The sequence below is a fragment of the Chryseobacterium sp. Tr-659 genome (assembly GCF_011752975.1).
In the GTDB taxonomy this organism is placed as follows: Bacteria; Bacteroidota; Bacteroidia; order Flavobacteriales; family Weeksellaceae; genus Chryseobacterium.
Genome location: NZ_VWWP01000001.1, coordinates 468,187 through 491,072, shown reverse-complemented (window position 1 = coordinate 491,072; position 22,886 = coordinate 468,187). Strand labels below are relative to the sequence as shown.

The 22,886-nt window shown below is 35.8% G+C and carries 26 protein-coding genes; 8 read left to right on the top strand and 18 right to left on the bottom strand.

The genetic code is table 11. The features are described from left to right. Window positions 1-5 precede the first annotated feature (5 nt). The 6 genes from F3J23_RS02105 to panD all read right to left on the bottom strand — a co-directional run bounded on the left by F3J23_RS02105 (window position 6) and on the right by panD (window position 4,936). Window positions 6-1,049, bottom strand: coding sequence for a TerY-C metal binding domain-containing protein (locus F3J23_RS02105; RefSeq protein WP_167023354.1), 1,044 nt, complete (start codon window positions 1,047-1,049; stop codon window positions 6-8). Between the two features lie 18 nt (window positions 1,050-1,067). After that, a complete protein-coding gene (locus F3J23_RS02100) occupies window positions 1,068-1,706 on the bottom strand; it encodes a vWA domain-containing protein (RefSeq protein WP_167023351.1) in 639 nt (212 codons plus the stop codon). Window positions 1,707-1,793: 87 nt separating this feature from the next. Continuing rightward, the gene (locus F3J23_RS02095; protein ID WP_167023348.1) at window positions 1,794-2,471 is read right to left on the bottom strand and encodes a TerD family protein; all 678 of its coding nucleotides are present in this window, start codon (window positions 2,469-2,471) and stop codon (window positions 1,794-1,796) included. A 27-nt stretch (window positions 2,472-2,498) separates the two neighbouring features. Then, window positions 2,499-3,074: a TerD family protein gene (locus F3J23_RS02090; RefSeq protein WP_167023345.1), complete on the bottom strand. Its 576-nt coding sequence runs from the start codon at window positions 3,072-3,074 to the stop codon at window positions 2,499-2,501. Between the two features lie 479 nt (window positions 3,075-3,553). Next, window positions 3,554-4,582 (bottom strand): lysylphosphatidylglycerol synthase transmembrane domain-containing protein, encoded by a 1,029-nt coding sequence (locus F3J23_RS02085; protein ID WP_167023342.1) that lies wholly within the window; start codon window positions 4,580-4,582, stop codon window positions 3,554-3,556. A 3-nt stretch (window positions 4,583-4,585) separates the two neighbouring features. Further along, window positions 4,586-4,936: an aspartate 1-decarboxylase gene (gene panD / locus F3J23_RS02080; RefSeq protein ID WP_167023340.1), complete on the bottom strand. Its 351-nt coding sequence runs from the start codon at window positions 4,934-4,936 to the stop codon at window positions 4,586-4,588. A 399-nt stretch (window positions 4,937-5,335) separates the two neighbouring features. Between panD and F3J23_RS02075 the strand changes: the two genes are divergently transcribed. Beyond that, on the top strand, window positions 5,336-5,626 hold the full coding sequence (locus tag F3J23_RS02075) for an HU family DNA-binding protein (RefSeq protein WP_167023337.1): 291 nt from the start codon (window positions 5,336-5,338) through the stop codon (window positions 5,624-5,626). Window positions 5,627-5,827: 201 nt separating this feature from the next. Here F3J23_RS02075 and pdxH read toward each other — a convergent pair whose 3' ends face one another. Beyond that, window positions 5,828-6,469: a pyridoxamine 5'-phosphate oxidase gene (gene pdxH, locus F3J23_RS02070; RefSeq protein ID WP_167023334.1), complete on the bottom strand. Its 642-nt coding sequence runs from the start codon at window positions 6,467-6,469 to the stop codon at window positions 5,828-5,830. A gap of 24 nt (window positions 6,470-6,493) precedes the next feature. On the opposite strand from pdxH, the gene F3J23_RS02065 reads away from it, so the two are divergent. Then, window positions 6,494-7,042, top strand: coding sequence for a YqgE/AlgH family protein (locus F3J23_RS02065; protein WP_167023330.1), 549 nt, complete (start codon window positions 6,494-6,496; stop codon window positions 7,040-7,042). A 103-nt stretch (window positions 7,043-7,145) separates the two neighbouring features. Then, window positions 7,146-7,730 carry an N-acetylmuramoyl-L-alanine amidase gene (locus tag F3J23_RS02060; protein WP_167023327.1) on the top strand — a complete coding sequence of 195 codons (585 nt, stop codon included), beginning with the start codon at window positions 7,146-7,148 and terminating at the stop codon, window positions 7,728-7,730. Between the two features lie 84 nt (window positions 7,731-7,814). Here the strand turns inward: F3J23_RS02060 and F3J23_RS02055 are convergent, their stop codons facing one another. The 10 genes from F3J23_RS02055 to F3J23_RS02010 all read right to left on the bottom strand — a co-directional run bounded on the left by F3J23_RS02055 (window position 7,815) and on the right by F3J23_RS02010 (window position 19,334). Continuing rightward, on the bottom strand, window positions 7,815-8,630 hold the full coding sequence (locus F3J23_RS02055) for an aminotransferase class IV (RefSeq protein ID WP_167023324.1): 816 nt from the start codon (window positions 8,628-8,630) through the stop codon (window positions 7,815-7,817). Window positions 8,631-8,708: 78 nt separating this feature from the next. Continuing rightward, complete coding sequence (locus F3J23_RS02050) at window positions 8,709-9,095, bottom strand: START-like domain-containing protein (RefSeq protein WP_167023321.1); 387 nt, start codon at window positions 9,093-9,095, stop codon at window positions 8,709-8,711. A 189-nt stretch (window positions 9,096-9,284) separates the two neighbouring features. After that, a complete protein-coding gene (locus F3J23_RS02045; RefSeq protein ID WP_167023318.1) occupies window positions 9,285-10,460 on the bottom strand; it encodes an aspartate aminotransferase family protein in 1,176 nt (391 codons plus the stop codon). 27 nt (window positions 10,461-10,487) lie between these two features. Continuing rightward, window positions 10,488-11,078 carry a hypothetical protein gene (locus F3J23_RS02040; protein ID WP_167023315.1) on the bottom strand — a complete coding sequence of 197 codons (591 nt, stop codon included), beginning with the start codon at window positions 11,076-11,078 and terminating at the stop codon, window positions 10,488-10,490. A gap of 9 nt (window positions 11,079-11,087) precedes the next feature. Then, complete coding sequence (locus F3J23_RS02035; protein WP_167023312.1) at window positions 11,088-12,827, bottom strand: OstA-like protein; 1,740 nt, start codon at window positions 12,825-12,827, stop codon at window positions 11,088-11,090. Between the two features lie 3 nt (window positions 12,828-12,830). Next, entirely contained in the window at window positions 12,831-13,304 is a 474-nt protein-coding gene (locus tag F3J23_RS02030) for a Fur family transcriptional regulator (RefSeq protein WP_027374694.1), read from the bottom strand. 66 nt (window positions 13,305-13,370) lie between these two features. Continuing rightward, entirely contained in the window at window positions 13,371-15,365 is a 1,995-nt protein-coding gene (locus tag F3J23_RS02025) for a KUP/HAK/KT family potassium transporter (protein ID WP_167023309.1), read from the bottom strand. Between the two features lie 114 nt (window positions 15,366-15,479). Further along, window positions 15,480-16,460, bottom strand: a complete 981-nt coding sequence (locus F3J23_RS02020; protein ID WP_153395173.1) for a pyruvate dehydrogenase complex E1 component subunit beta — start codon at window positions 16,458-16,460, stop codon at window positions 15,480-15,482. 292 nt (window positions 16,461-16,752) lie between these two features. Next, window positions 16,753-17,172 carry a DUF2147 domain-containing protein gene (locus F3J23_RS02015; protein WP_167023306.1) on the bottom strand — a complete coding sequence of 140 codons (420 nt, stop codon included), beginning with the start codon at window positions 17,170-17,172 and terminating at the stop codon, window positions 16,753-16,755. A gap of 233 nt (window positions 17,173-17,405) precedes the next feature. Beyond that, window positions 17,406-19,334 carry an LTA synthase family protein gene (locus F3J23_RS02010; RefSeq protein ID WP_167023303.1) on the bottom strand — a complete coding sequence of 643 codons (1,929 nt, stop codon included), beginning with the start codon at window positions 19,332-19,334 and terminating at the stop codon, window positions 17,406-17,408. 89 nt (window positions 19,335-19,423) lie between these two features. Here F3J23_RS02010 and F3J23_RS02005 point away from each other — a divergent pair, with 89 nt between their 5' ends. The 5 genes from F3J23_RS02005 (at window position 19,424) to F3J23_RS01985 (ending at window position 22,546) form a co-directional block, all read left to right on the top strand. Continuing rightward, entirely contained in the window at window positions 19,424-20,137 is a 714-nt protein-coding gene (locus F3J23_RS02005; protein ID WP_167023300.1) for a CDP-alcohol phosphatidyltransferase family protein, read from the top strand. A gap of 42 nt (window positions 20,138-20,179) precedes the next feature. Then, complete coding sequence (locus tag F3J23_RS02000) at window positions 20,180-20,944, top strand: 3'-5' exonuclease (RefSeq protein WP_167023297.1); 765 nt, start codon at window positions 20,180-20,182, stop codon at window positions 20,942-20,944. A gap of 2 nt (window positions 20,945-20,946) precedes the next feature. Further along, complete coding sequence (locus F3J23_RS01995; RefSeq protein ID WP_167023294.1) at window positions 20,947-21,345, top strand: DUF2007 domain-containing protein; 399 nt, start codon at window positions 20,947-20,949, stop codon at window positions 21,343-21,345. A 98-nt stretch (window positions 21,346-21,443) separates the two neighbouring features. Continuing rightward, window positions 21,444-22,049, top strand: coding sequence for a fumarylacetoacetate hydrolase family protein (locus F3J23_RS01990; protein WP_167023291.1), 606 nt, complete (start codon window positions 21,444-21,446; stop codon window positions 22,047-22,049). Between the two features lie 59 nt (window positions 22,050-22,108). Continuing rightward, window positions 22,109-22,546, top strand: a complete 438-nt coding sequence (locus F3J23_RS01985; RefSeq protein WP_167023288.1) for a universal stress protein — start codon at window positions 22,109-22,111, stop codon at window positions 22,544-22,546. A gap of 84 nt (window positions 22,547-22,630) precedes the next feature. Here the strand turns inward: F3J23_RS01985 and F3J23_RS01980 are convergent, their stop codons facing one another. Further along, window positions 22,631-22,864: a DUF6341 family protein gene (locus F3J23_RS01980; protein WP_167023285.1), complete on the bottom strand. Its 234-nt coding sequence runs from the start codon at window positions 22,862-22,864 to the stop codon at window positions 22,631-22,633. Window positions 22,865-22,886: the final 22 nt, after the last annotated feature.

Here is a 22,886-nt window from a genome sequence, read left to right as displayed (position 1 = left end):
CATCATTATCCCAGTGTTCTGTTAATATCAAATCCTCCCCCGGAATATCCGTAATAATCCGAAGTTCCGCACCACGGGCATTTGCTGTACCCTTCTCCTCTCAGGCAGTGAATGCCTCCGCATGAGCAGGTAGCCAATGCAATAGGATTGGCACAATGAGGACATGAAGTACCTCCTTCTAATTCTTCTATATTGATTTTAAGGGTATTCTTTTGGGAAGAAGATAATCTGTTATATGCTTTTTCATCAATTTTATAAGCTCCATCCAGTCTGTAATATCTCGTAGACATTCCCGGAATTCCCGATTCTGTAAATGCTTTCCTGAATTTCATCAGATACAGCTTTTCGGTTTCCTGACATTTTCCGTTTAAAACAACAAAATTATTGTCCGGAAATCTCTGTTCCATTTCAGTATCTACTTTTTCCAGAATAAGAGAATCAATTTTAGAAAGGTTTATCCCTTCTTTTTTTGCTTCAGTAACGCTCTGACTGGTTGTTTTAATAGAATCTGTTACCCATTTGAAAAACTCTTTATAAGAATGCTCATCGGAATTATTAAACAACAATACATTATCAGCTAAGGAGCCGAGAAGTTTATAGTTCGTATTTTCTCCTATCGATACGGCAATGGTATTGGCTTTTCCATTATATTTTTGCGTCCATCTTTCAATGGCTTTGGTAGCATCATCGGTTGGAACACCATCGGTGAAAAGGAAAACAATAGGTTTCCAGTCTCCCTTCCGTTCATAAGTTGTTTTAATAACATCCTTGTCTATACAATCCATTACTTTGATCAATCCCTGAGACAATGACGTTCCGCTTCCAATCGGAATTTTAGGAGGATAAAAGCTGATAATGTCCTGAAGCGGCGTAATTACTTCCGCTTCTCCTGCAAAACCTACAATGGATATATAAACCGTTTCTAATGAATACGGATCTTTTTTAAGTTCTCTGATGATATTGGCGATACCTTCCTGTACCTGCTCAATAGGTTCTCCTACCATAGATTCGGAGATGTCTACTAAAAAATAAATAGGTAATCTTCTCATACCTGTAAAGACAATTTTTTAAATAATAATAGTAAGCTCCGATGGTGGCGGAGGCAATGTGATATGTTCTCCCGTATTCTGTGAGTGCCCTCCCTGAGTAATGGAAGAACTTACCCATTTGAAAAAGGAAGAAAGGGTAATAGCATCTGTAGTATCTAATTTTACTACGTGATCTGTAAGTTCTTTAAGAAACTGTTCATCGGCTTTAGGACCTGCAGCACAACCAACAATTGCACCAAATTCAAGTCCTCTGATCACAGGAATCATCTGTCGGTATTTCTGAATATCCGAAGGCTTCCCGTCTGTAAATATAAAAAGTAACGGCTGCCAGTCACCTTTTGTATCTGAAGATTCTTTTACAATCTCTTTCTGAACAAGCTCCGAAACCATTTCCAGTGCAGCCCCCGTATGAGTTGGGCCGCTGTCCGGGCAGGTAATTTCCATTGGATAAAAACTTGCCAGATCAATCAACGGAATAATATTTTTAACTTCTCTGTCGAAAGTGATAACACTTAAATGAAGGCTGTCCATTGCCTGCGGATCTGCGCGCAGCATACTGATCAATCCGTTGAATCCGTTATTGAGTGCCTGAATAGGTTCTCCGTTCATAGAACCTGAAGTATCCAATAAAAAGTAGGCTAATAATCTTCTGGTCATTGTAAAACAAATATTAATTCTGAAGCCGGCGGAGGAAGTCGAAGACTTCCAGGCCGGCTTATATGATGTTTAATAGAAATATAAAGTTTAATTAGAATAAGCGTACTGCTGTCTCAGAATATCAATAAAATTATCTGTATGATGAGGTTCACCGATAGCACGGAATTTCCAGTCCCCATTATGACGGTATGCTTCTGCAAAAACCATTGCACACATTCCGTTCATACTCGAATCTCCGGAAAGGCTGTATTTTGTAATTTCTTTCCCTTTGGCATCCACAGCACGGATAAATGCATTTTCAATCATTCCAAAATGCTGATTGTTGCTTCTGCCCTGATAAATGGTAACAAGAAATACTATTTTCTGATAGCTCTGATCCAATTGATCCAGCTTCACAATGATTTGCTCATCATCTCCATCTCCTGCTCCGGTTCTGTTGTCTCCGGTAAGCCATATATTTCCGCTTGGATGCTGCATAGAGTTGAAGAAAATAACGTCACCCTGGTAAAGTCCCAGTTGTCTTCCATCGTTAGTTTGTACCGTTCTTCCGAGATTGGCTACTTTTCCGTTGCCATCTAAAAGAAAAGCAACAGCATCAAGATCATACTCAGCTTCCTTACTGAAAAGCTTTCCAAAGAAACCTCCTCCTTGCTTTCTCACATCCCATCCTAAGCCGATAGTTACTTTTGAAAGATCATAAACACTTTCACCGCGGTCATTCTTTCTTAAATCAATTGTTTGTCCTTTCTGTAAATTAATTGCCATAGCTATAGTTTTATGTATTTGATGTTTTTATTTGATGATTTGCCCTTTATAGTATTTCTCAAGAAAGAACCCCAGATCAGCTCTGTATCCTATTCCCGAAGCTTCAAATTTCCAGCTTCCGTTTCTTTTGTACAGCCTTCCGAATTCTACTCCTGTTTCAATGGAGAAGTCTTCATCCAGTTCATATTTTGCAATTTCCTGGTGAGTATGGTTATCTACCACTCTGATATAAGAATTTCTTACCTGTCCGAAATTTTGTCTTCTTCTTTCAAAATCCTCTATAGTCACCACAAAAAGGATTTCCTCCACTCTCGAATCTACTTTATCAAGATCTATAATAATGGCTTCATCATCATCTCCATCACTGTTTTTACCATTAGGATCATCTCCTGTATGAGTTAACGCTCCATCCGGAGAATGGAGATTATTGTAAAAAACAAAATACTCTTCGCTTACTAATTTTCTGTCAGAATCAATCATGATTGCAGAAGCATCCAGATCGAAATCATAACCTGTTCCTTCATTGGGATCCCAGCCCAAGCCAATCGTCATTTTAGTTAATCCAATCTCGATCTTTTGTCCTTTCTGTAGATTAATTGCCATAGTGTTTTATATTATGATTATTTTTTGCATTAAGATAAATGTGATTTACGAACTGACCAAATTTATTTATTAAAAATAATCCCAAAAGTGGAATTAAAACTATTTTACATTAAAATTTATTTATTTTTTCAACACCTTCAGAATAGTATTACAAAAAAATTTCAGACAAATCGACAAAAAGGAAATGATAAGTCTGTTTAAACTTTTTTACCAAGCCACAAAAGCATTTTAAATACTTAAGCTATTTAAGTTATATGCTTTGTGTATAAGAAGTACAGTAAAGTCTTGTTGAAAATCACAGATTTCCGTCTTATATAAACTTAAATAGGTAGTATTTCTCTAAACTTTTTAAAGTGAACACAAGTGTTTGAAAAATAAAAAGCTTTTGTGACTTTGTGGTTAAGTTTAAACCGCTTTCATATAAAAAAGATCCAGTTAAAAAACTGGACCTTAAATATTTATTATTAAAATGTTTTGAATTAATCTTTAAATTCTTTATCCGAAACAGCAGCATTTCTTGCTTTCGCCAGCATAGGAATGGAAATCAGTCCCATTACCAGCATGATAACAATCTGCAGTGGTAAAGAAATAAAGGAATAAGTAAGACCCATTTCACCTCCCAGAGCAGCACTTTTCCCTACTGAAATAAAAAGTGCCATAAATCCGAATTTCATCGCAAGATTATAAGCCCCGATTCCTCCACTGGCAGGAATAATCATTCCCAGTGTACCTACTACAATAATGAAGAATCCGTCAGCAAATGTAAATCCTGAAGTTTCCGGAAGTGCAAAGCACACTAAATAGGCTGCAAAATAATAACAGATCCAGATTCCCAATGTATAGAGAATGAATTTTCCTTTTTCTTTTAATTTGAAGATAGAGGTTATTCCTTGAAAAATGCCATCAATAAATCCAACAACTTTTCCAAGAAACGGAAGTCTTGAAAGTTTCTTTTTAAACACAAAAAATAAAACCGTACCTAAAATAAGAATGAGGAGGACCAATGCAATCTTATTAGGATTAATATTTACTCCAGAATTTTCATAGAAGGACAAAATTGCTTCATATTTAAACAGCAATGTCAGCCCAAGAAACCCCAGCATACAAATCAGATCCACTACTCTTTCCAGAATAATTGTTCCAAAGGATTTATCAACAGGTACTTTTTCTACTCCATACAACGCGGTTGCTCTTGCCAGCTCTCCACTTCTCGGGATAGTAAGATTCATCAGATATCCAAATGATATCGACCACAAGGAATTGGAATTTGAAATTCTGTGTCCCATGGGTTCCAGCATCAGATTCCAGCGGATTGCTCTGAACCAATAGGCAAGAAGCCCAAATACAGAAGCAAACAACACCCAAAGATAATTCGCTTTTGCTAATGATTGCTGAATTACTTTAAAATCCAGCCCTCTTAAAGCCAGCCATAAAAAAAAGCCTGCAAAAGCAAGCGATATTACTATTGTAAGAATTGATTTTAATGGACTTTTTGATGTTTTCTCCATGAATTACGTAAGAAGGTTTGTTTTTTCGTCCGGGAAAACGATCTTAGGCTGAAATTCTTTAGCTTCTTCAGGAGTCATCTGTGCATAAGCAATGATGATGATGATATCATCTTTCTGTACCTTTCTTGCAGCCGGCCCGTTCAGACAAACTTCCCCAGATTTTCTTTTTCCCTTGATAACGTAAGTATCGAAACGCTCCCCGTTATTCACATTTACGATATAGACTCTTTCTCCTACTACCAAACCAGCAGCTTCTATAAGATCTTCATCTATCGTTATACTCCCTATATAATTAAGGTCAGAGGCTGTAACTCTCACCCTGTGGATCTTGGACTTGAAAACTTCTATTAACATGATGCAAATTTATTAATAAAAATTAATAAAACATGCCTTTGTCTTGATTTAAAAACTCCCACAAACACAGGGGTTTAATTTTACAAAACACAAGAATTCTGAATTTTGCTTATAGAATTGACAATCATATGCTTAAAAAAATTAATAGTTTACACAAAATTTAGGATTTAATAAATAGAGGAAATAATATTAACTTTTTGCTAAAGTCAATAAACATAAGCATTTGGCATGATTTTAGTAACGCGTAACGTAGATTTTTCGTGAAAATTGGAATTATCATATTTTAACTGATTTCACTGAAAAGTAAAAAAATTGTATAAGTTTTAATAAAAAAATTGCACAATTAGAAAATAGTATTATATTTGCTATAATTACGAACTAACTTTAATATTAAAAATTATGAACAAGTCTGAATTAATCGACGCAATCGCAAAAGATGCAGGTATCACTAAAGTTGCAGCAAAGTCTGCTTTAGAATCTTTCATTTCTAACGTAACTACTACATTAAAGAAAAAAGACGGAAAAGTTTCTTTAGTAGGTTTCGGTACTTTCTCAGTAGCTGAGAGAGCAGCAAGACAAGGGATCAACCCTGCAACTAAAAAACCGATCAAAATCGCTGCTAAAAAAGTTGCTAAATTCAAAGCAGGAGCTGATTTATCAAATGCAGTTTCTGGTGCTAAGAAAAAATAATCATTCAGATTACAAAAATTCAAGGGCTGTTTCTTCGAAACAGCCTTTTTTATGCTTTTTATTCAGGCTATTAAAAATGTAATGAAACCCTATTATAGATTAGGCTTTAACTAAAGCCTTCAGGAAAATAAACAGAGCGGACTAAAGCCCGCTCCTATTCATATTGTTGTTACTTAAATTATTTTTTTATATAAAAAAACATTACGGTGCCAATCTCGAAACTTTCCAGTCCAGATCATCAAGCTGATAAATGATCCTGTCATGAAGGCGATTGGGCCTTCCCTGCCAGAACTCAATTTCGTAAGGTTTTGCCAGGTATCCGCCCCAATTGGACGGTCTTGGAACTTCTGTATTTTCGTATTCTTTTTCAAGCTCTTTTAATTTATCCTCCAGAAACTCTCTGTTCGGAATTATCTGGCTCTGCGGAGAAACCACCGCTCCCAGCTGGCTTCCTTTAGGTCTTGAATGAAAGTAACCATCACTTAAGTTTTCTGCTACCTTTTCAAGATCTGCTTTGATAATAATCTGTCTTTCCAGACTGGGCCAGAAAAAGTGCAGACATGCCTTATGGTTGCTTTCTATTGCTTTTCCCTTCCTGCTGTCATAGTTGGTATAAAAAATGAATCCTTCATGGGTATATGCCTTCAGAAGAACCATTCTCGTTCTTGGACATCCGTCTGCTTCTACTGTGGAAACCGCCATAGCATTAGCTTCTGAGACCTCAGGGCTCTCATTTGCCATCAAAAACCAGTCTCTGAACTGCTCAATGGGATTTTGTTTTATCTCACTTTCAATAAGTTGGGATTTCTCGTACACTTTTCTTTTGTCGTGCAGGTTTTCCATAGATATTTTTTATTAAATTTGAGTATGAATCACTCATACAAAGGTAAAATATTAATCTCGACACCTGACATTTCCGGCGATATTTTTTCCAGATCTGTTGTATTGGTTATTGAACATAATGAAAGCGGTGCATTTGGTTTGATATTGAATAAAAAGAACAGCCAGATGAGTAGTAAATTCAAAGATTTTTTTGACTTTAAAATTGAGGTATATGATGGAGGGCCTGTGGAAAATGATAAAGTCTTCTTTATTGTAAAAGGCAGCAAAGTAACAGAAATCTATACTGACATTACCGATGAATATTATCTTACAGAAGATATTGAACGTATCATTAATGCTGTTTTGAGTAATGAACTTGATATTCAGAATATAAAGATATTTTCAGGATATTCCGGATGGGCTCCCAACCAGCTGGATACTGAGGTTCAAAGAAAAATGTGGACTGTGGTGGACGTTTACAATCTCGATTATACACTTCCTAATGACCAGACACTCTGGAAATCCATCATGCAGAATCTTGGAGGTGAATTCCTTCTGTGGGCTAATTCTCCAGGGGATATTTCACTAAACTAGAAGTGTGTTTTTCTTATCAGTGAGATAATTAACAAATTTTAAGATTCCATTAACCAATTTTAAAGAAAGTTTTTCCGTTCTTTGAAAAACTAAAATCACTGATATGAAAGGGATTACATTACTTGCTTTATCTATCTTTTCTACAGCATTTTTATCATTTACACCAGTAAGCAAAAAATATATTGTCATAGATGCCGGTCATGGCGGAAATGATTTTGGAGCTCAACATGGTGATATTTCAGAAAAGAATATTGCATTAAGCATTGCTAAGGAAATTCAAAAATTCAATAATAGTCAGGATAAATATGAAGTGATTTTAACGAGAGATTCCGACAGTTTCCCAACTCTTTCCGAAAGAACGGCTCAAATTAATAAACTGAACCCTGAACTTGTGATTTCACTTCACGTCAACAGTTCTCCTCAAAAAGAAACCTTGAATAACGGATTTGAAGTTTATGTTCAGAATTCTGATACTTCAAAGGAAATTGCAGGAAAGATCTATAAAAAATTCAGTGCCCGCAAAATTGAAGAACGTAATAATCTTCATATGCTAAGAGAGACCAAAGCCCCTACGGTATTAGTAGAACTTGGATTTATCAACAATTCCAGAGACAGGAATTATATTACTAGCGAACAAGGGCAAAAAGACATTGCACAAAAATTCGTTGAGATCATCAGCGAGTATTAAATACAAGAAACAATTTCTGATTTACTCAGAATAAAACCCGGTAAAGGACTACTGGAACTTCGTTGTTTACCGGGTTTGTCAATTTTATTGATTAAAACTTTTTTTCCAGCTTTCTATCAATTCTAAGAAGCGGGAAGTCTCAAAAGTCTTATTTCTTATTTTACCTACAGAAAATATACCTTTTTCATCCGAAACCATTATAATTTCTTCTGCCTTCTGTGATTCAAAAGCAATAATCTCGTGTTCCTGAATATCAGCAAGGTTATTTTTATGTAAAAAAGTAACGAAATTTTCCATCAAAGGAGAAATATAGGCTCCTTCAGTCTGCTTTGCTACCTTGATCACATTACCTTCTAAAAACAACAGATTTCCTGAAGTAGTACGGGCAATTCTTTTATTTGGGTTTAAAAGGATAACATCATCCAGATCATTTTCCTGGGCGTAAATCCCTCCATAAATATTTTCCGGGCAGTGAACTCTGATATTGCTCAGAAGATTATTATTCACGTTAATTTCCTTGATCATATCCAATTCCAGAGGTCTTTGATGAACTGCCAGAACATCATCCATTTCATCAACTTCATAGAAATAGGAAATTGAAGATTTAGCCAATGTTAATCCATCATTATTCCTGAATACCTGAAAATTGATAATTCCGTTCTGTATTCCTTTTCCTTCAATAATATCTTTGTGAAAAAGTGACTGAAAGAATTCCAGGGTATAGGTTAAAGGGATGTTCATTCTCATCTTTCTCATGGAGGCCATCAAGAAAAAATAGCATTCTTCATCCATGATCAATCCACCATTTCTTATAAAGAAAGAAACCTTCACAGAGTCACCCCAAAGAAAAGCTCTGTTCTTCACATTTAATTCGTCTGATGTAAAATATTGATTTTCCAATTTTCGATGTGATTTATTTACAAAAAAATAATGAACGATAAATCGTTCATCAGTTTTATCTTTTAATACAGCCGGGCATTATGCCGCGCCTAATTTTATTCTGAGGTTTTCAATAAGATTTTCCCAATACATTGCGTTTTCTTCTTCATCTCCTTCTTCACAGAAATCTGTAATATTCAGAGATAAGTCTTCTGTAATATCATCTATTACGATAGTCATTTCAAAGAAATTCTTAGTTCCTTCATCTTCTTCCCATCTGAAACGCACGAAACCTTCAGGCTTATATCTGATCAAAGTGGCCTTCTCAGCAGGACCTCCGCCCCAGCTAAAATAGAAATCATCGCCTTTCTCTGTTACCTCATCCGCAAACCATTCTGACAATCCCTCCGCAGTGGCCAGATATTCATATAAAATCTCTGATAAACAGTGCATTGGAAATTCGTAATGGACTTTATGTTTCGCCATATAATCTTTGTTTTATCGTCCCGCAATATATAAATTAATTTTTTTATTACACAAAAAAGCAATTACTTTTTTAAAGAATATGCATGATATTTATCACGGATCTCAAATATATATTATGTTAAGTATACATCCTCGAAAGTACCATGCAGAGCATAAAAAAATCTCCCAGTTCAGGAGAGATCTTTATTATTAATTTTCGTTAAGTATATCAAGAATAATCTGGCATCCTTCCCGGATTTCATCCATTGATAATGTGAGCGGCGGAGAAATTCTCAGGTATTCATTTCTGTACAACTGCCAGAATACAATAAGTCCTTTCTCCATACATTTTTTAGCCACTTCCAGTGTGTATTCCGGGCTTCCGAGATTAACAGCAAGCATTAACCCTTTTCCGTTGATATTTTTAATTTTTGGGTGAACCAGAAGCTCTCTGAACAGCTTTTCTTTTTCGTCCACTTCATTCATTAAGCCACTGTCCAGAACTTCTTTCAAAGTAGCATAACTGGCTGCAGCGATCAAAGGATTTCCTCCAAAAGTTGTAATATGCCCAAGTTTTGGTGAATGGGATAAAGTTTCTATAATTTTTCTGGAACTCATGAAAGCTCCTACAGGAACACCACCTCCCATTCCTTTCCCCATCACAAGGATATCCGGAACGATTCCAAAGTGTTCGAAAGAGAATAATTTTCCTGTTCTGCCAAATCCCGGCTGAATCTCATCAAGAATTAAAAGGGCTCCTACTTCCTCACATCTTTTTTTCAGCTTGATCAGATAATCATTATCCGGAACCAGAAATCCTGCAGCCCCCTGAATAGTTTCCATGATTACACAAGCCGTTTTTTCTGTAATCTTATCGAAATCTTTCTCGTTATTAAACTCAATGAAAGAAACCATCGGCAACAATGGACGGAATTCTCTTTTATGGTATTCATTTCCTGAAACGCTTAAAGCTCCATGAGTATTTCCGTGGTAAGAGTTTTTAAAAGAAATAATTTCTTCTCTGCCCGTATATCTTTTGGCCAGTTTCAGACTTCCGTCAATAGCTTCTGCTCCACTATTTACGAGATAGGTTACTTCCAAAGGGTCCGGAGTAGCTTCTGCAAGTAATTTACATAAAGCGACAGGTTTTTCCTGAGCATATTCTCCGTATACCATTACGTGAAGGTATTTGTCTGCCTGTTGTTTAATGGCATCAACAATTTTAGGATGGGAATGCCCAAGGGTATTGGCAGAAACACCTGCTACAAAGTCAAGATATTTCTTTCCGTCTGTACCATAAATGTAGCTTCCTTCAGCTTTTTCAACTTCAAAACCTGCTGCAAATTGTGTAGTCTGCGCCTGGTATAGAAAAAAATCTTTTTGCATTTCAGAAATATTTTATAAAAGTCTAAATCAAACTTCTTCTTTAGAGCTTTTCTTTATCTTTATTTTGGATGTATTATTGTAGTCGAACTCCGAAAGTTCTTCCAGGTCATTATGAATCTTTTGCTTCCAGAGCTGAAGTTTCTGAACGTTAAGTCCATAGTTTGTTTCTTCATTCATTAGAGCCTGGGTTTTCATAAATTCAGAGGTCAGATTGTTGAAAATCTCATTGGCATAGTCAAACCCTTTCCACAGCTTATTTTTATGAATAAGAAGTTCCTTACGCATTTTTCGGGCGTATACTTCAGACAGATCAAAATTCGTCTGCTGGTAATCTAAAATAGCAGGAATATTATCAGCACCAGTATCTAAAGTTGAAGCACTACTGGAAAATTTGTTTATAATATTTCTATTAAAATTATTATTAAAGACATTAAACCCTCTCAGATGATACGAAAAGTTAATGGATGATCTTATCTGAAAATTACTATCATGAGTGGTTAATTTATAGTCTTCTTTTTGTAATTTCCTTTCCTTACTCCATAAAAATTCGTCTGACTGCAAACTTTGTGAGAAAACTATTAAAGGAAAAAGTAATAGCAGTAATAATACTTTTTTCATCATCTTTTTTTATTTTCTTGTTCTCTTAGGCTTTTTAGCCTCTTCTTTCGCTTTTTCGTCATCTATAGCCTTCTGAGCTTTATCAAAGAGCTCACTGTCTGCTGTATACTGTATTTCTTCGTAATTTGGAGTATCTACAAGGATATCCTGCCACTTTCTGATGCGGTCTTTTGTATTCCAGTTAAAATCCGGAAATTTCCTTCTGGCAGGTTCAATCTTGCTCATAGGATAGGTATCTGAATTAGCCCCAATACTGCATGAAATGATCTGCAATGCTCTTTCTTCAAATAATGCTCCTATAATTCCGCAGGTAGAAAGGGTAATCCCGATTCTTTCAGGTTTTTTTGTTTCCTGGTCGGTATCATCAACATATACTATAGACTGGGCATTTCCTATCACCCTTGCCTCCTTAATATCATTTTTCTCATAGTAAACCGTCATGAATTTTCCTTTCACCTGGTTGAATTCATCTTTAAGAGTCAAAGAATCAACTTTACTAATGGCAAATGCATTTCCGATTACTTTCAAAGAATCTATATTTTCACTTTTCGTATTGAAATAAGCTTCTACTTTATCTCCTGTCACCTGTTTTTCACCACTCCACAGAATCGGTTTAGTATACATATGCATCACACCATCTGTTTCATTGAAGGCGATAGAATCTGCTCTTCCCTGCGCATTGGATTTATAGATACGGGCTTTTTTATAAGCTCTCAGATAACTTTTCTTAACCTTAATATCCAATGAATCTGGTCTTTGGTAAGAGATAATCTTTTCTGCGGCAAAATAAACGGAATCTTTTTCCATTATTTTTACAGCGTAAGGATTCTTTGTCATCATTGCAGAGTCTTTTTTCTCAAAAATTTCTCCATACCCCCCTTTGATATATCTTTTTTCTTTGGGATCATCCAGTGTTACATTTCCAGTAGCTGTACCAAATCCAGTGAGCTGGTTATAATACATATCATCACCGGTAAGAATTTTCTCATTGTAAAAGATTTTGGAGTTTTTGGTTAGAAAAGCCTCCTTGCTATCCATTTTATAAGTTCCTTTTTCAGTATAAATCCTGTTTCTGGGATTGGTTTTGCTGGTAATGGTTGTAGGGCCTAGAAAATCAGCAATTTTTGTATTTTGATTCTGCTTGATGTTGGGTCCTTCTATAATGTACTGAGGGGTTTCAATTTTCACATTTCCTGTAAGGTCTACGATTCTTGTGTTCAGGAAATAGGTTCCCACTTTTGCGTAGGTTACATTCTGACCATCGGAGATGGTTCCTCCTGTATTAAAATAAGCCTGATTAGCCAGCCTGTCGTAGTACAGGATATCTGTTTTTATGGTTTGTTTAGGATCTGTAAGAACAACATTTTTTCTGGCAACACCTTTTTGGGTATTGGCATCATATTCCATTTCTCCTGCCGTAATTACGGAACCATCTGTATTTTGAAGTCTTGTATTGCCAATAGCCTTTACAAAGTTTTCTTCGTTATACAACACCACTTCATCAGCAGTAAGAATGGAACCTTGATGTTCTATCTGAACATGTCCTGTAAAATATTGATTTCCATCATATTTTTCAGGATTTTTCTTGATCTCGTCCGCATGGATGATCTTTACTTTATCTTCAGGTCTCACCTGCTTGGGCTGAGTGGGTGAAGGAGCCTGCAGGTAAGGATCTCTCTTCACAGGAGTTTTATCCTGCGCAAAACTTAGTGCAGAAATAAAGATGAACAGAAAAAGGAATATTCTCATTAATTAGTCATTCTTAGTGCCATAGAAATACAGCGAATGAGAATCAATTTTTACGCCAAAAGCTTCTTCAATGGCTTCTTTGATTCCCTGGATTCTTGGGTCACAGAATTCAATAATTTCTTCAATTTCTTTATCAGAGTCTTTTTTGTAGATCACCAGGTGGTCATGCTGCTTGTCAAAATAAGACTTCTCGTAGGATGAAGAAGTTAAAGTCTTTTCCCCGAACTGATGCTTACGGATCAATCCTGCATCAAGGAAAATCTCAATAGTATTATAAATCGTTGCTTTGGAAACGTGGTATTTCTTCTGCATCATCAGAAGATACAGATCATCCACATTAAAGTGATGATCCATATTATAAATCTCTTCTAATATCGTATATCTTTCAGGTGTGTTTCTGAATCCCTTTTCTAAAAGGTAATTCCTCAGAACATCCTTGATTAAAGCTATATTTTTTTCTTTTTGTACTGTATCCATTAAAAAAATTATCTACAAATTTATTGAATTTTATTTAAATAGATAGTATGGTTGAATGTCTGTGATTTAAGAGTTGTGGCGGAAGTACCCTGATTGTTCAATTCTGTTATCATATACCGTGAGTTCGGTAATAGGTGCAGATTCCACTTCAACATTGTGCGAAGACACTCCCCAGGCTTTAAAGTCGTCACTTCCGATATACTTCACAAAGTTGTAAATATTAAGCGTAATCTTCTGTTTAACAGTTAAAAGGATATCGTTGATATAGGTGTTATCTATGATTACATACTTCAGATCCGGTGGTATATCATGTGCTCTTAAAGATGGGTGGCTGCTTCTTGAAGGAATGGTTCCATCAGCCATTAAATCCTTCAACACCATATTGAAATAATCATTGATTCTTCTGTCAACTTTAAATCCTAAAAGGAAATTGATCTTATAAACGGTTCCCGGAAGAATTTCATCCACCGTATATTTAAATGTATACGGATCTTCCTGGTTGACGATACTCAGAATGAAATAATGATCCGCTCTTTTCGGCTGTTTTTTAATGATGGAATAGATAATTTTTGATTCTACTTCATCATTTCTTTTTGCTCTGCTCAGGTAAGCAAGATTGGTAGCATATTTTGGAATCGTTTCGTCCAGTTTCATATCTTTAAGAATCGACACATATTTATCAATTTTTACAAACTGAATAAATCTTGTCTTTATCAATCTTCCGTTGTACCAAGCATACATGGAAACTCCGATAGAACCGGCCAGCACAACTGTGATCCAACCTCCTTCCATAAACTTGATGATATTAGCTCCGAAGAAACCTAATTCAATGGCCAGATATACAAAGGCAAACACTAGTATCAATACTTTGCTTACTCTATGTTTCAATAACCAGAAGATCAGCAAGACTGTTGTCATCAGCATCGTTACCGTGATTGAAAGTCCGTATGCCGCTTCCATTTTTCCTGATTCTCTGAAGTGAAGTACTACAATAATACAAAGGATCAAAAGTCCCCAATTAATTCTTGGAATATACATTTGCCCTTTAACCCCGGAAGGGTAATCAATTTTCTGATTAGGCCATAAATTAAGAGACATTGCTTCAGAGAAAATGGTGAAAGAACCTGTAATCAATGCCTGACTGGCAATGATTGCAGCGGCAGTAGCCAAAATTACTCCTGGAATAATCATCCACTCTTCCATAATTCCGAAGAACGGGTTTACTACCGAGAACCCTGGTTTTCCGTGGTTTGTTAAAAGCCATGCACCTTGTCCCAAATAGTTTAAGATAAGCATTATCTTAACAAATGCCCAGCTTACTCTTATATTTTTGGCTCCGCAGTGCCCAAGGTCTGAATAAAGGGCTTCCGCTCCGGTTGTACAAAGGAATACAGCACCTAAAATAACAATGGCACTAGGAGAATTTACTATAAGCTTATAAGCATAATAAGGATTGAAAGATCTCAGAATTTCAAAATTTTCACTTAAATGCATTACTCCCAGACCTCCCAGTACTAAAAACCACACAACCATCACAGGGCCGAAAAACTTCCCGATAAAGCTTGTACCAAATTGCTGTACGAAAAAAATAGCAATCAGGATTCCAATGGTGATAGGGACAACTGGTGTATGAGGATTGTAAATTTCAAGACCTTCAATTGCAGACATTACGGTAAGCGATGGTGTAATCACTCCGTCTGCAATAAGTGCAGCGGCTCCTATAATCGCAATAAGATAGAGCCAGCCTTTTTTAAGGTTTCTAACCAGTGAGAATAGAGCTAAAATACCTCCTTCTCCTTTGTTATCTGCTCTAAGTGCAATGATCACATATTTTATCGTGGTTTGCAGGGTAAGAGTCCAGATAATACAGGAGAGAGCTCCTTCTATGTACTCATTGAAAGGCATTGTACTCCCTTCATTCCTTGCATTTACAATCGCTTTCATTACGTAAAGCGGTGATGTTCCGATATCTCCGAAAACAATACCCAGGGAAACTAAAACTCCAATGAAAGATAGTTTTTTTATGTCAAAGTGATAACCATCTTCTGTAACGTCTGCCATGTCAGCTTATTTTATTTTAAACGCGCAAATTTATACTAAATTTATGACCTCAAGAACTTTTCTTCATGAATATAATAAATGAAAAAACTTCCTTTCGGAAGTTTTTTTCTATTACTATTTAACGTACATCGCCTTTTTAATTTCCTCTTTCACTTTTTCAAGTTTAGGGAACCATTCTGCAAATAGGGCCGCAGAGTATGGTGCTGGTGCATCAGGAGTCGTAATTCTCTTGATAGGAGCATCTAAATAATCGAATGCTTTTTGCTGTACCATATATGTAATTTCTGAAGATATTGAACCAAACGGCCAAGCTTCTTCTAAAATAACTAATCTGTTTGTTTTCTTTACAGATTCTAAAATCGTATCAAAATCAAGAGGACGAACAGTTCTAAGATCTATTACTTCTACAGAGATTCCTTCTTTAGCCATATCTTCAGCAGCCTGTAAAGCCAGCTTCATAATCTTACCGAAAGAAACCAAAGTAACATCTGTACCTTCTCTCTTGATATCTGCTTTTCCTATTGGTAAATAATATTCTTCTTCAGGAATTTCCATTTTATCTCCATACATCTGTTCAGATTCCATGAAAATAACCGGATCATTATCCTGGATTGCGGTTTTCAATAACCCTTTTGCATCATAAGGATTTGAAGGTACTACCACTTTAAGCCCCGGGCAGTTGGCAAACCAACCTTCAAAAGCCTGAGAGTGTGTAGCTCCCAGCTGTCCTGCAGAAGCAGTAGGACCACGGAAAACGATTGGGCAGTTCCACTGTCCACCGCTCATCTGACGGATTTTCGCTGCATTATTGATAATCTGATCAATTCCTACTAATGAGAAATTGAATGTCATAAATTCTACGATAGGTCTGTTCCCATTCATTGCAGCTCCCACAGAGATTCCTGTAAATCCAAGTTCTGCAATCGGTGTATCGATTACTCTTTTCGGACCAAATTCATCCAGCATTCCTTTTGAAGCTTTATATGCACCATTATATTCTGCAACTTCCTCCCCCATCAGGTAGATAGATTCGTCTTTACGCATTTCCTCGCTCATTGCCTGTGCAATTACCTCACGAAAAGTATATTCTGCCATATTTTCTTGAAAAATTTAGACTACAAAAATAGTGTTTTTTTATTATACACATAATAAAAAGGCATCTCATTTGAGGAGGAAGGGATAATATTAATGATAATTTAAGAAGGAATGTTTTAATGGAAAGGGAGCTGGAGGCTGGAAGAAAGAAGTTATTGAAGTTTGAAAAAAGAACTGAAAGATACTTTGATTGATTTTTTTAGGCTTACATCAGTATCCTATTCAGAGTTATTTTCAAAAAAACGGCACTTCATTGCTGAAATACCGTTTTGAAATTCTATTTAAACTTAGGTTAATTTGCTTTCTCCCAAACCTGGGTTCTTCCTAATAAGGATACTCCTAAATACCCTCTTACATTAAGTTTATCACCTTTTCTTGTAATGGTACATTTGTAGGTTTTTCCTGTTTTTGGATCTGTGATTGTTCCTCCTGAAAACTCATCCCCGTCTTTAGATAATCCTCTGATGATTTCCAGGCCTAAAATTGGTTTTCCTTTTCTGTCATCTTTACAAACCGTACAATTAGGATCTGCAGGCTTGATCAACAACTGAGAAACTTTTCCATAATATTTCCCGTCGGATTTTTTAAAGATCTCTACAATAGATTTAGCCTGTTTTGTCTCATCATCTATTGTTTTCCACTTGCCTTCTATCTGTGCAAACGTCAGTACGCTGAACAAAGAAAGCGCAAATGTTAACATTAATTTTTTCATATTTCTTTTAGTTTTAATTTAAATATAATATTCTTACTACGTATTGATAAAAATATAAATTAATTTTCAACGAACAAAAACTTTTATTATACAAAGCATAAAGAGGTAAAAAGGAGTAAAATTGCAAAAAGGTAAATAGGCAAAAAAGCGAAATGGCGAAATGGCTAAAGGGCAATGACCCTCCGCACATTCATTTTTCACTTTTTTATAGTTTTACCTTTTAGCTTTTCATCTTAATACAGTTTCCTAGTAATCACTCTATGCATATAATCCTGGTACCAGGCTTTAGCTGTTAGTTTCCCCTGTTCTACTTCCGGGCTTTTAAGCTCGTTGATCAGATTTTTTTCCAGACCCAGATCAGATTTATCATATACTCCGGTAATCTCTTTTCCATCAAAACGATAGATATAGTTCCCGATCATGAACTGCTCAGTTGTTCCGTCTGAATTCACTACAATGAAAGGATATTTTTTATCACTTACTAAACTTCTTCCCCAGCTTCTTATAGGTTTATTATAGCCTATCAGATCTGTTAATGTCGGATAAATATCTGCCTGTTGTGCTATTTCAGGATTTATTCCCTTCAGTTGATATTCCGGATTTGGAGAATAGAAAATCAACGGAACAGCAAAGCGGTTCATTGCTTTTTCATATTCAGGATAATAAATCTGGTTGGTATGATCTCCCGTGAAAACAAAAATCGTATTATGGAACCAAGGCTGTTTTTTAGCTGTTTCAAAATATTTTTTAATGGCGTAATCCGTGTATTGGATCGGCTCATGCATTTCTATTTTTCCTTTTTTAAATTTCCCGTTATATTTTTCAGGAATTTTAAACGGATGGTGCGATGAAGCAGTAAATACCGTAGTCATAAATGGTTGTTTCTTTCCTACATTTTTAGCAAAATACTGAAGGAAAGGTTCATCCCAGATGGCCCACATTCCGTCAAAGTCTTCATCATGATTATATTCTGTTTTTCCGAAATAATGTTTAAAGCCTAAAATATTTCCAAATCCCAGGAACCCCATCGATCCGTTAGGTGCTCCATGATAAAAGGAGGTGTCATATCCCAACTCATTGCATACCGAAACAATAGACTGAATTTTTTGGTTGGAATACGGAGATCCTGTAAAAGCATCTGCAAGACTCGGAATTCCGGCCAATACGCTGCTCATCCCATGAATTGACTGCCTTCCGTTTGCAAATGTATTAGGAAAAATAAGACTCTGTGTTGCCAGACTATCCATAAACGGAGTATAGGAAACATAATCTTTAATGTTTTTATCTTTATTGAATGCTCCTGAATATTCTCTTCCGAAAGATTCTACAATAAAAATGACAATATTCGGGCGGTTTTCTACCTTTCTATCATAAACTTTATAAGGCTGCACATGCTGTTCAATGTATTTATCATCTACAAAATGCACTTCTTTAAAGTTGTTTGTATTTAAAGTTCTGAAAAAAGAAAATGTACTGTTAAGTACCATATTTCCCTGCAGAGGATTCGTCACAAAACGCGTTGCATCCACCATGTTAATCGGCCTTGTACTGTGTTTAAAATCTCCTCTGATTCCGCCTACAACCAGTACGGCAGTAATACAAAGCGCCAATATTGAGGTAAGGAAATAAGTAAGCAGATTAGCAGGTTTTGTTTCTTCCACTTTTACTTTTTTATACAGAAAAACCCATAGAATCATTAATATGATATACCAAACCAATACAAAAGGGTGCTGGCCGATAGAGATCATCAGGGTTTGAGAAACATTAGATTCATGCTCTGCCACCTGAAATACTGCTGAAGTAAGCCTTGCCTGAGAAAATTTATAATAAATAAAATCTCCGAAGTTCATCGCATAGGCAAGTCCGTTGGTAATAAAATACACCCAGAAAAGAACTTTTTGAAATCCTTTTTTTGTATTGATCACCAAAGGCAGAAGGCTTAACAAAATAAATAATGAATTGACATACAAAATTGCAGTCGTATCGAAAGCAGTACCATGATAGGCAAGCTTCAAATATTCTGAAACAGAGTCAACTTTTATCAGATCTTTATTAAAATACCAGAACAAAAGTCTTGCAATCTGATAAAAAACATAGGCTAAAAAAATCCTGTAAAGCAATGCCAGAATTTCCTGTTTTCTCAATCCTTTTAAAAACTTCATGCGGCAAATTTACATCAAAATCACTTCAATGCATTTTTTAGTTCAGATTATTTTGAGTTAGAATTTGTAAAAACTGTAATTTTGTGGTTATGGATTTTATAAAGAATAATCTGGCTAATGCCTTAACCCTGGCAAATTTATTTGCAGGCTGCATTGGGGCAATACACCTTATTTTAGGAGACTATCAAACTACGGCAATCTGCCTTATCCTCTCTTCTGTTTTCGATTTTTTTGACGGTTTTGTAGCAAGAGCTATGAAATCAAACTCCAATCTTGGGCTTCAGCTTGACTCGCTTGCGGATATGGTAAGTTTCGGATTGATTCCGGGATTAACCATGTACAAAGCACTTGAGCCTTTCGGAACTGAACTTTTTGGTATTCATTTACCATTCGAGATCAAATATTTCGGATTACTGGTTACTTTATTCTCATGTTTAAGACTTGCGATTTTTAACCTGGACGAAGAGCAGCGTTATTATTTTAAAGGACTTAATACTCCTACAAATACCGTTTTATTGTTCGGTTTATATTATGCTTTTAAGGAAACAGGGACCTTCAGTTTTCTATTTGAAAACGAACTGCTGTTGGTTCTGCTTAGTATTATTACTTCTTGGCTTTTGATCAGCCCGATCAAGATGATGGCAATGAAATTCAAATCCAGACAACTGAAAGATAACTATCCAAAAGTGGTATTATTGGTAGGTGGTATTGCAATTCTTGCTATATTTCAGCTTGTAGGAATTCCTATGCTTGTAATTTATTATATATTAGTGTCTCTTATTTTTCAGCGACAATTAAAATAAAATCATTTAAACAAAACACATTTCAAATTATTAATGATCAACATGAATTTAAAACTCCATAAACCACTTTGTATTTTTGACCTGGAAACTACGGGAACGAATATCGGAAAAGATCGAATTGTTGAGATCTGTATCTTAAAAGTAAATCCGGATGCTTCCAGAGAAAGCAAAACATGGCGTGTAAACCCTGAGATGCTTATTCCTAAAGAAAGCAGTGAAATTCACGGGATTTATGATGAAGATGTAAAAGATGCTCCTACATTCAGGGATATTGCTCCAAAAATCATGGAAATGCTTTCCGGAAGTGATTTGGGAGGATTTAATTCTAACAGATTTGATGTTCCGCTTTTGGCTGAAGAACTTTTAAGAGTGGGAATGGATTTTGATCTGAGTAAATTCAGACTGGTGGATGCACAGACAATTTTCCATAAAAAGGAACCCCGAAACCTGGGAGCTGCTTATCAGTTCTATTGTGGAAAAACATTGGAAAATGCGCACTCTGCGGAAGCTGATGTGATGGCCACTTTTGAAGTTCTGGATGCACAGATAGGAAAATATGACGATATTCCGAATGAAATAGGACCGTTAAGCGAATTCACATTTCATAATAAAAATGCAGATCTTGCCGGATTTATCGGATATAACGAAAAAATGGAAGAAGTTTTCAACTTTGGAAAATATAAAGGCCAAGGTGTAAAAGCAGTTTTCCAAAAAGATTTAGGGTATTTCGGATGGCTTCAGAATGCTGATTTTCCGTTATATACCAAGAAGGTATTTACAAAAATTCAACTTTCAAGCAGATTTTAAGGATGTCTGAACTGGTTCGTTTTAAATTTTATGAAACTGCCCTGGAAGCTAACAGGGACAAACAGATATTGGCTGAAAGCGGTATTAACAGTTTTATTGCCAATGAACAGCTTATTCAGTCTGACTGGCTTTTGTCACAGGCGGTAGGCGGTATACAACTCCAGGTTTTTCAAGAAGATGTGGAAAAAGCCCAGCAGGCTTTGCAGGATTATAAAGATAATGAGCAATACGCACTCGAGGTAGAACATACCATTGAAGATCCCGAGTTTGATTTCGTTTGCCCCAAATGTGGCTCCAATCATATTTACAGGGACGACAGTGCCACCAGCTTCTTTGGAATTTCATTTCTCACGAGCCATAAGTTCAAATGTTATTATTGCGGGAATGAATTCACTCATTGAGTCAATTAAAATCAACAATTTTCACATCATTTAAAGTATAATAAAAAACGGCTTCATTCCCACACAGTGGCAAAGTCAAAAAATAAAATAAAAGAGTTATGAAAATAATCTGCATAGGAAGAAACTACAGTGAGCATGCAAAAGAATTAGGAAACGAAATTCCTGAGAATCCTGTGATCTTTATGAAGCCCGATACCGCGGTTTTAAAAGGTAATGACTTCTACATTCCTGAATTTTCAAATGACATTCATTACGAACTGGAAGTCGTGCTAAAAATTTCCAAGGGAGGAAAATATATTCAGAAAGAATCTGCTAATAAGCATTATGAAGAAATAGGTCTGGGAATTGATTTCACAGCCAGAGATCTTCAGAGTGAATTGAAATCAAAGGGACTCCCGTGGGAACTTGCCAAAGGTTTTGACGGTTCTGCCGTAGTGAGCAGCTTCTTTAAAAAAGAAAATTTCAGTCTGGACAATCTTCAGTTTTCATTATTAAAAAATAAAGAGAAAGTTCAGGATGGAAACACAAAAGATATGTTGTTCCATTTTGATGATATTATTGCTTTTGCTTCTCAGTATTTCACTTTAAGAGTAGGTGATCTTATCTTCACAGGAACACCAAAAGGGGTTGGAAAAGTAGATGAAGGTGATATTCTGGAAGCTTATCTTCAGGAAGAAAAAGTCCTTGATATCCGAATATTATAAGTTATTTAACATCTACTCTGACAAATTTTTCATACCTTTAGGTAACAAAATGAAAGGTTATGATAAATATTGTATTGCCCGTAGATTTTGGGGACAAGACAGACCAGCTGGTAGACGGTGCCATAAAATTTGCAAAACAGCTTAACGGCAGAATTTACCTGATCCACGTAGCTCCATCAGATATAGGATTTGCGATTGGAGATATGGGATTTCAATATTTTCCGGAAGTGGAAGCCAATGAGATCAGAGAAGAACTGGTACAACTCAATAAAATAGAGCAAAGAATCATTGGTCATGATATCGATTGTGAACACCTTTTAAAACAAGGGCTGGCCAAAGACATCATTCTGGAACATGCAAAGGCAAAAAATGCAGATTATATTGTGATGGGATCACACGGCAGAAGTGGAATTTATGATGTATTTGTAGGAAGTTTAACAAAAGGTATTACAAAAAGTTCAAGTGTTCCGGTGCTTGTACTTCCAATCCACGACTAAGTAAAAGAAAATTTTAATCGTTAGTAATAAAAAAACCGATCAAACCATATTGTTTGATCGGTTTTTTACTATATAACCAATTAATTAACCTTCTTTTTTATAGATGTTCGGATCATAGTAAGGATTCTTACCTTCCGTTGGAGAATAATAATCTTTATCTTTATCACCACCTAGTGTAACCACTAGTACATAGCACCAATAAGTGAATAGTACACAGCAAACTATAAATAGAATCCAGTTTAAAACATTACCGAAAGCATCAAAGAAACCGAAAGACCATTTGAAAACTTTGCTTAAGAATAGAAAGAAAGACGTCATTATTTTCCTTTTTTAAATTAAC

Coding starts and splice junctions, on each gene's coding strand:
- F3J23_RS02105 (WP_167023354.1), bottom strand. CDS start 1,049: ATGAGAAGATTACCTATTTATTTTTTAGTAGACATCTCCGAATCTATG.
- F3J23_RS02100 (WP_167023351.1), bottom strand. CDS start 1,706: ATGACCAGAAGATTATTAGCCTACTTTTTATTGGATACTTCAGGTTCT.
- F3J23_RS02095 (WP_167023348.1), bottom strand. CDS start 2,471: ATGGCAATTAATTTACAGAAAGGACAAACAATTGATTTAAGAAAGAAT.
- F3J23_RS02090 (WP_167023345.1), bottom strand. CDS start 3,074: ATGGCAATTAATCTACAGAAAGGACAAAAGATCGAGATTGGATTAACT.
- F3J23_RS02085 (WP_167023342.1), bottom strand. CDS start 4,582: ATGGAGAAAACATCAAAAAGTCCATTAAAATCAATTCTTACAATAGTA.
- panD (WP_167023340.1), bottom strand. CDS start 4,936: ATGTTAATAGAAGTTTTCAAGTCCAAGATCCACAGGGTGAGAGTTACA.
- F3J23_RS02075 (WP_167023337.1), top strand. CDS start 5,336: ATGAACAAGTCTGAATTAATCGACGCAATCGCAAAAGATGCAGGTATC.
- pdxH (WP_167023334.1), bottom strand. CDS start 6,469: ATGGAAAACCTGCACGACAAAAGAAAAGTGTACGAGAAATCCCAACTT.
- F3J23_RS02065 (WP_167023330.1), top strand. CDS start 6,494: ATGAATCACTCATACAAAGGTAAAATATTAATCTCGACACCTGACATT.
- F3J23_RS02060 (WP_167023327.1), top strand. CDS start 7,146: ATGAAAGGGATTACATTACTTGCTTTATCTATCTTTTCTACAGCATTT.
- F3J23_RS02050 (WP_167023321.1), bottom strand. CDS start 9,095: ATGGCGAAACATAAAGTCCATTACGAATTTCCAATGCACTGTTTATCA.
- F3J23_RS02045 (WP_167023318.1), bottom strand. CDS start 10,460: ATGCAAAAAGATTTTTTTCTATACCAGGCGCAGACTACACAATTTGCA.
- F3J23_RS02040 (WP_167023315.1), bottom strand. CDS start 11,078: ATGAAAAAAGTATTATTACTGCTATTACTTTTTCCTTTAATAGTTTTC.
- F3J23_RS02035 (WP_167023312.1), bottom strand. CDS start 12,827: ATGAGAATATTCCTTTTTCTGTTCATCTTTATTTCTGCACTAAGTTTT.
- F3J23_RS02030 (WP_027374694.1), bottom strand. CDS start 13,304: ATGGATACAGTACAAAAAGAAAAAAATATAGCTTTAATCAAGGATGTT.
- F3J23_RS02025 (WP_167023309.1), bottom strand. CDS start 15,365: ATGGCAGACGTTACAGAAGATGGTTATCACTTTGACATAAAAAAACTA.
- F3J23_RS02020 (WP_153395173.1), bottom strand. CDS start 16,460: ATGGCAGAATATACTTTTCGTGAGGTAATTGCACAGGCAATGAGCGAG.
- F3J23_RS02015 (WP_167023306.1), bottom strand. CDS start 17,172: ATGAAAAAATTAATGTTAACATTTGCGCTTTCTTTGTTCAGCGTACTG.
- F3J23_RS02010 (WP_167023303.1), bottom strand. CDS start 19,334: ATGAAGTTTTTAAAAGGATTGAGAAAACAGGAAATTCTGGCATTGCTT.
- F3J23_RS02005 (WP_167023300.1), top strand. CDS start 19,424: ATGGATTTTATAAAGAATAATCTGGCTAATGCCTTAACCCTGGCAAAT.
- F3J23_RS02000 (WP_167023297.1), top strand. CDS start 20,180: ATGAATTTAAAACTCCATAAACCACTTTGTATTTTTGACCTGGAAACT.
- F3J23_RS01995 (WP_167023294.1), top strand. CDS start 20,947: ATGTCTGAACTGGTTCGTTTTAAATTTTATGAAACTGCCCTGGAAGCT.
- F3J23_RS01990 (WP_167023291.1), top strand. CDS start 21,444: ATGAAAATAATCTGCATAGGAAGAAACTACAGTGAGCATGCAAAAGAA.
- F3J23_RS01985 (WP_167023288.1), top strand. CDS start 22,109: ATGATAAATATTGTATTGCCCGTAGATTTTGGGGACAAGACAGACCAG.
- F3J23_RS01980 (WP_167023285.1), bottom strand. CDS start 22,864: ATGACGTCTTTCTTTCTATTCTTAAGCAAAGTTTTCAAATGGTCTTTC.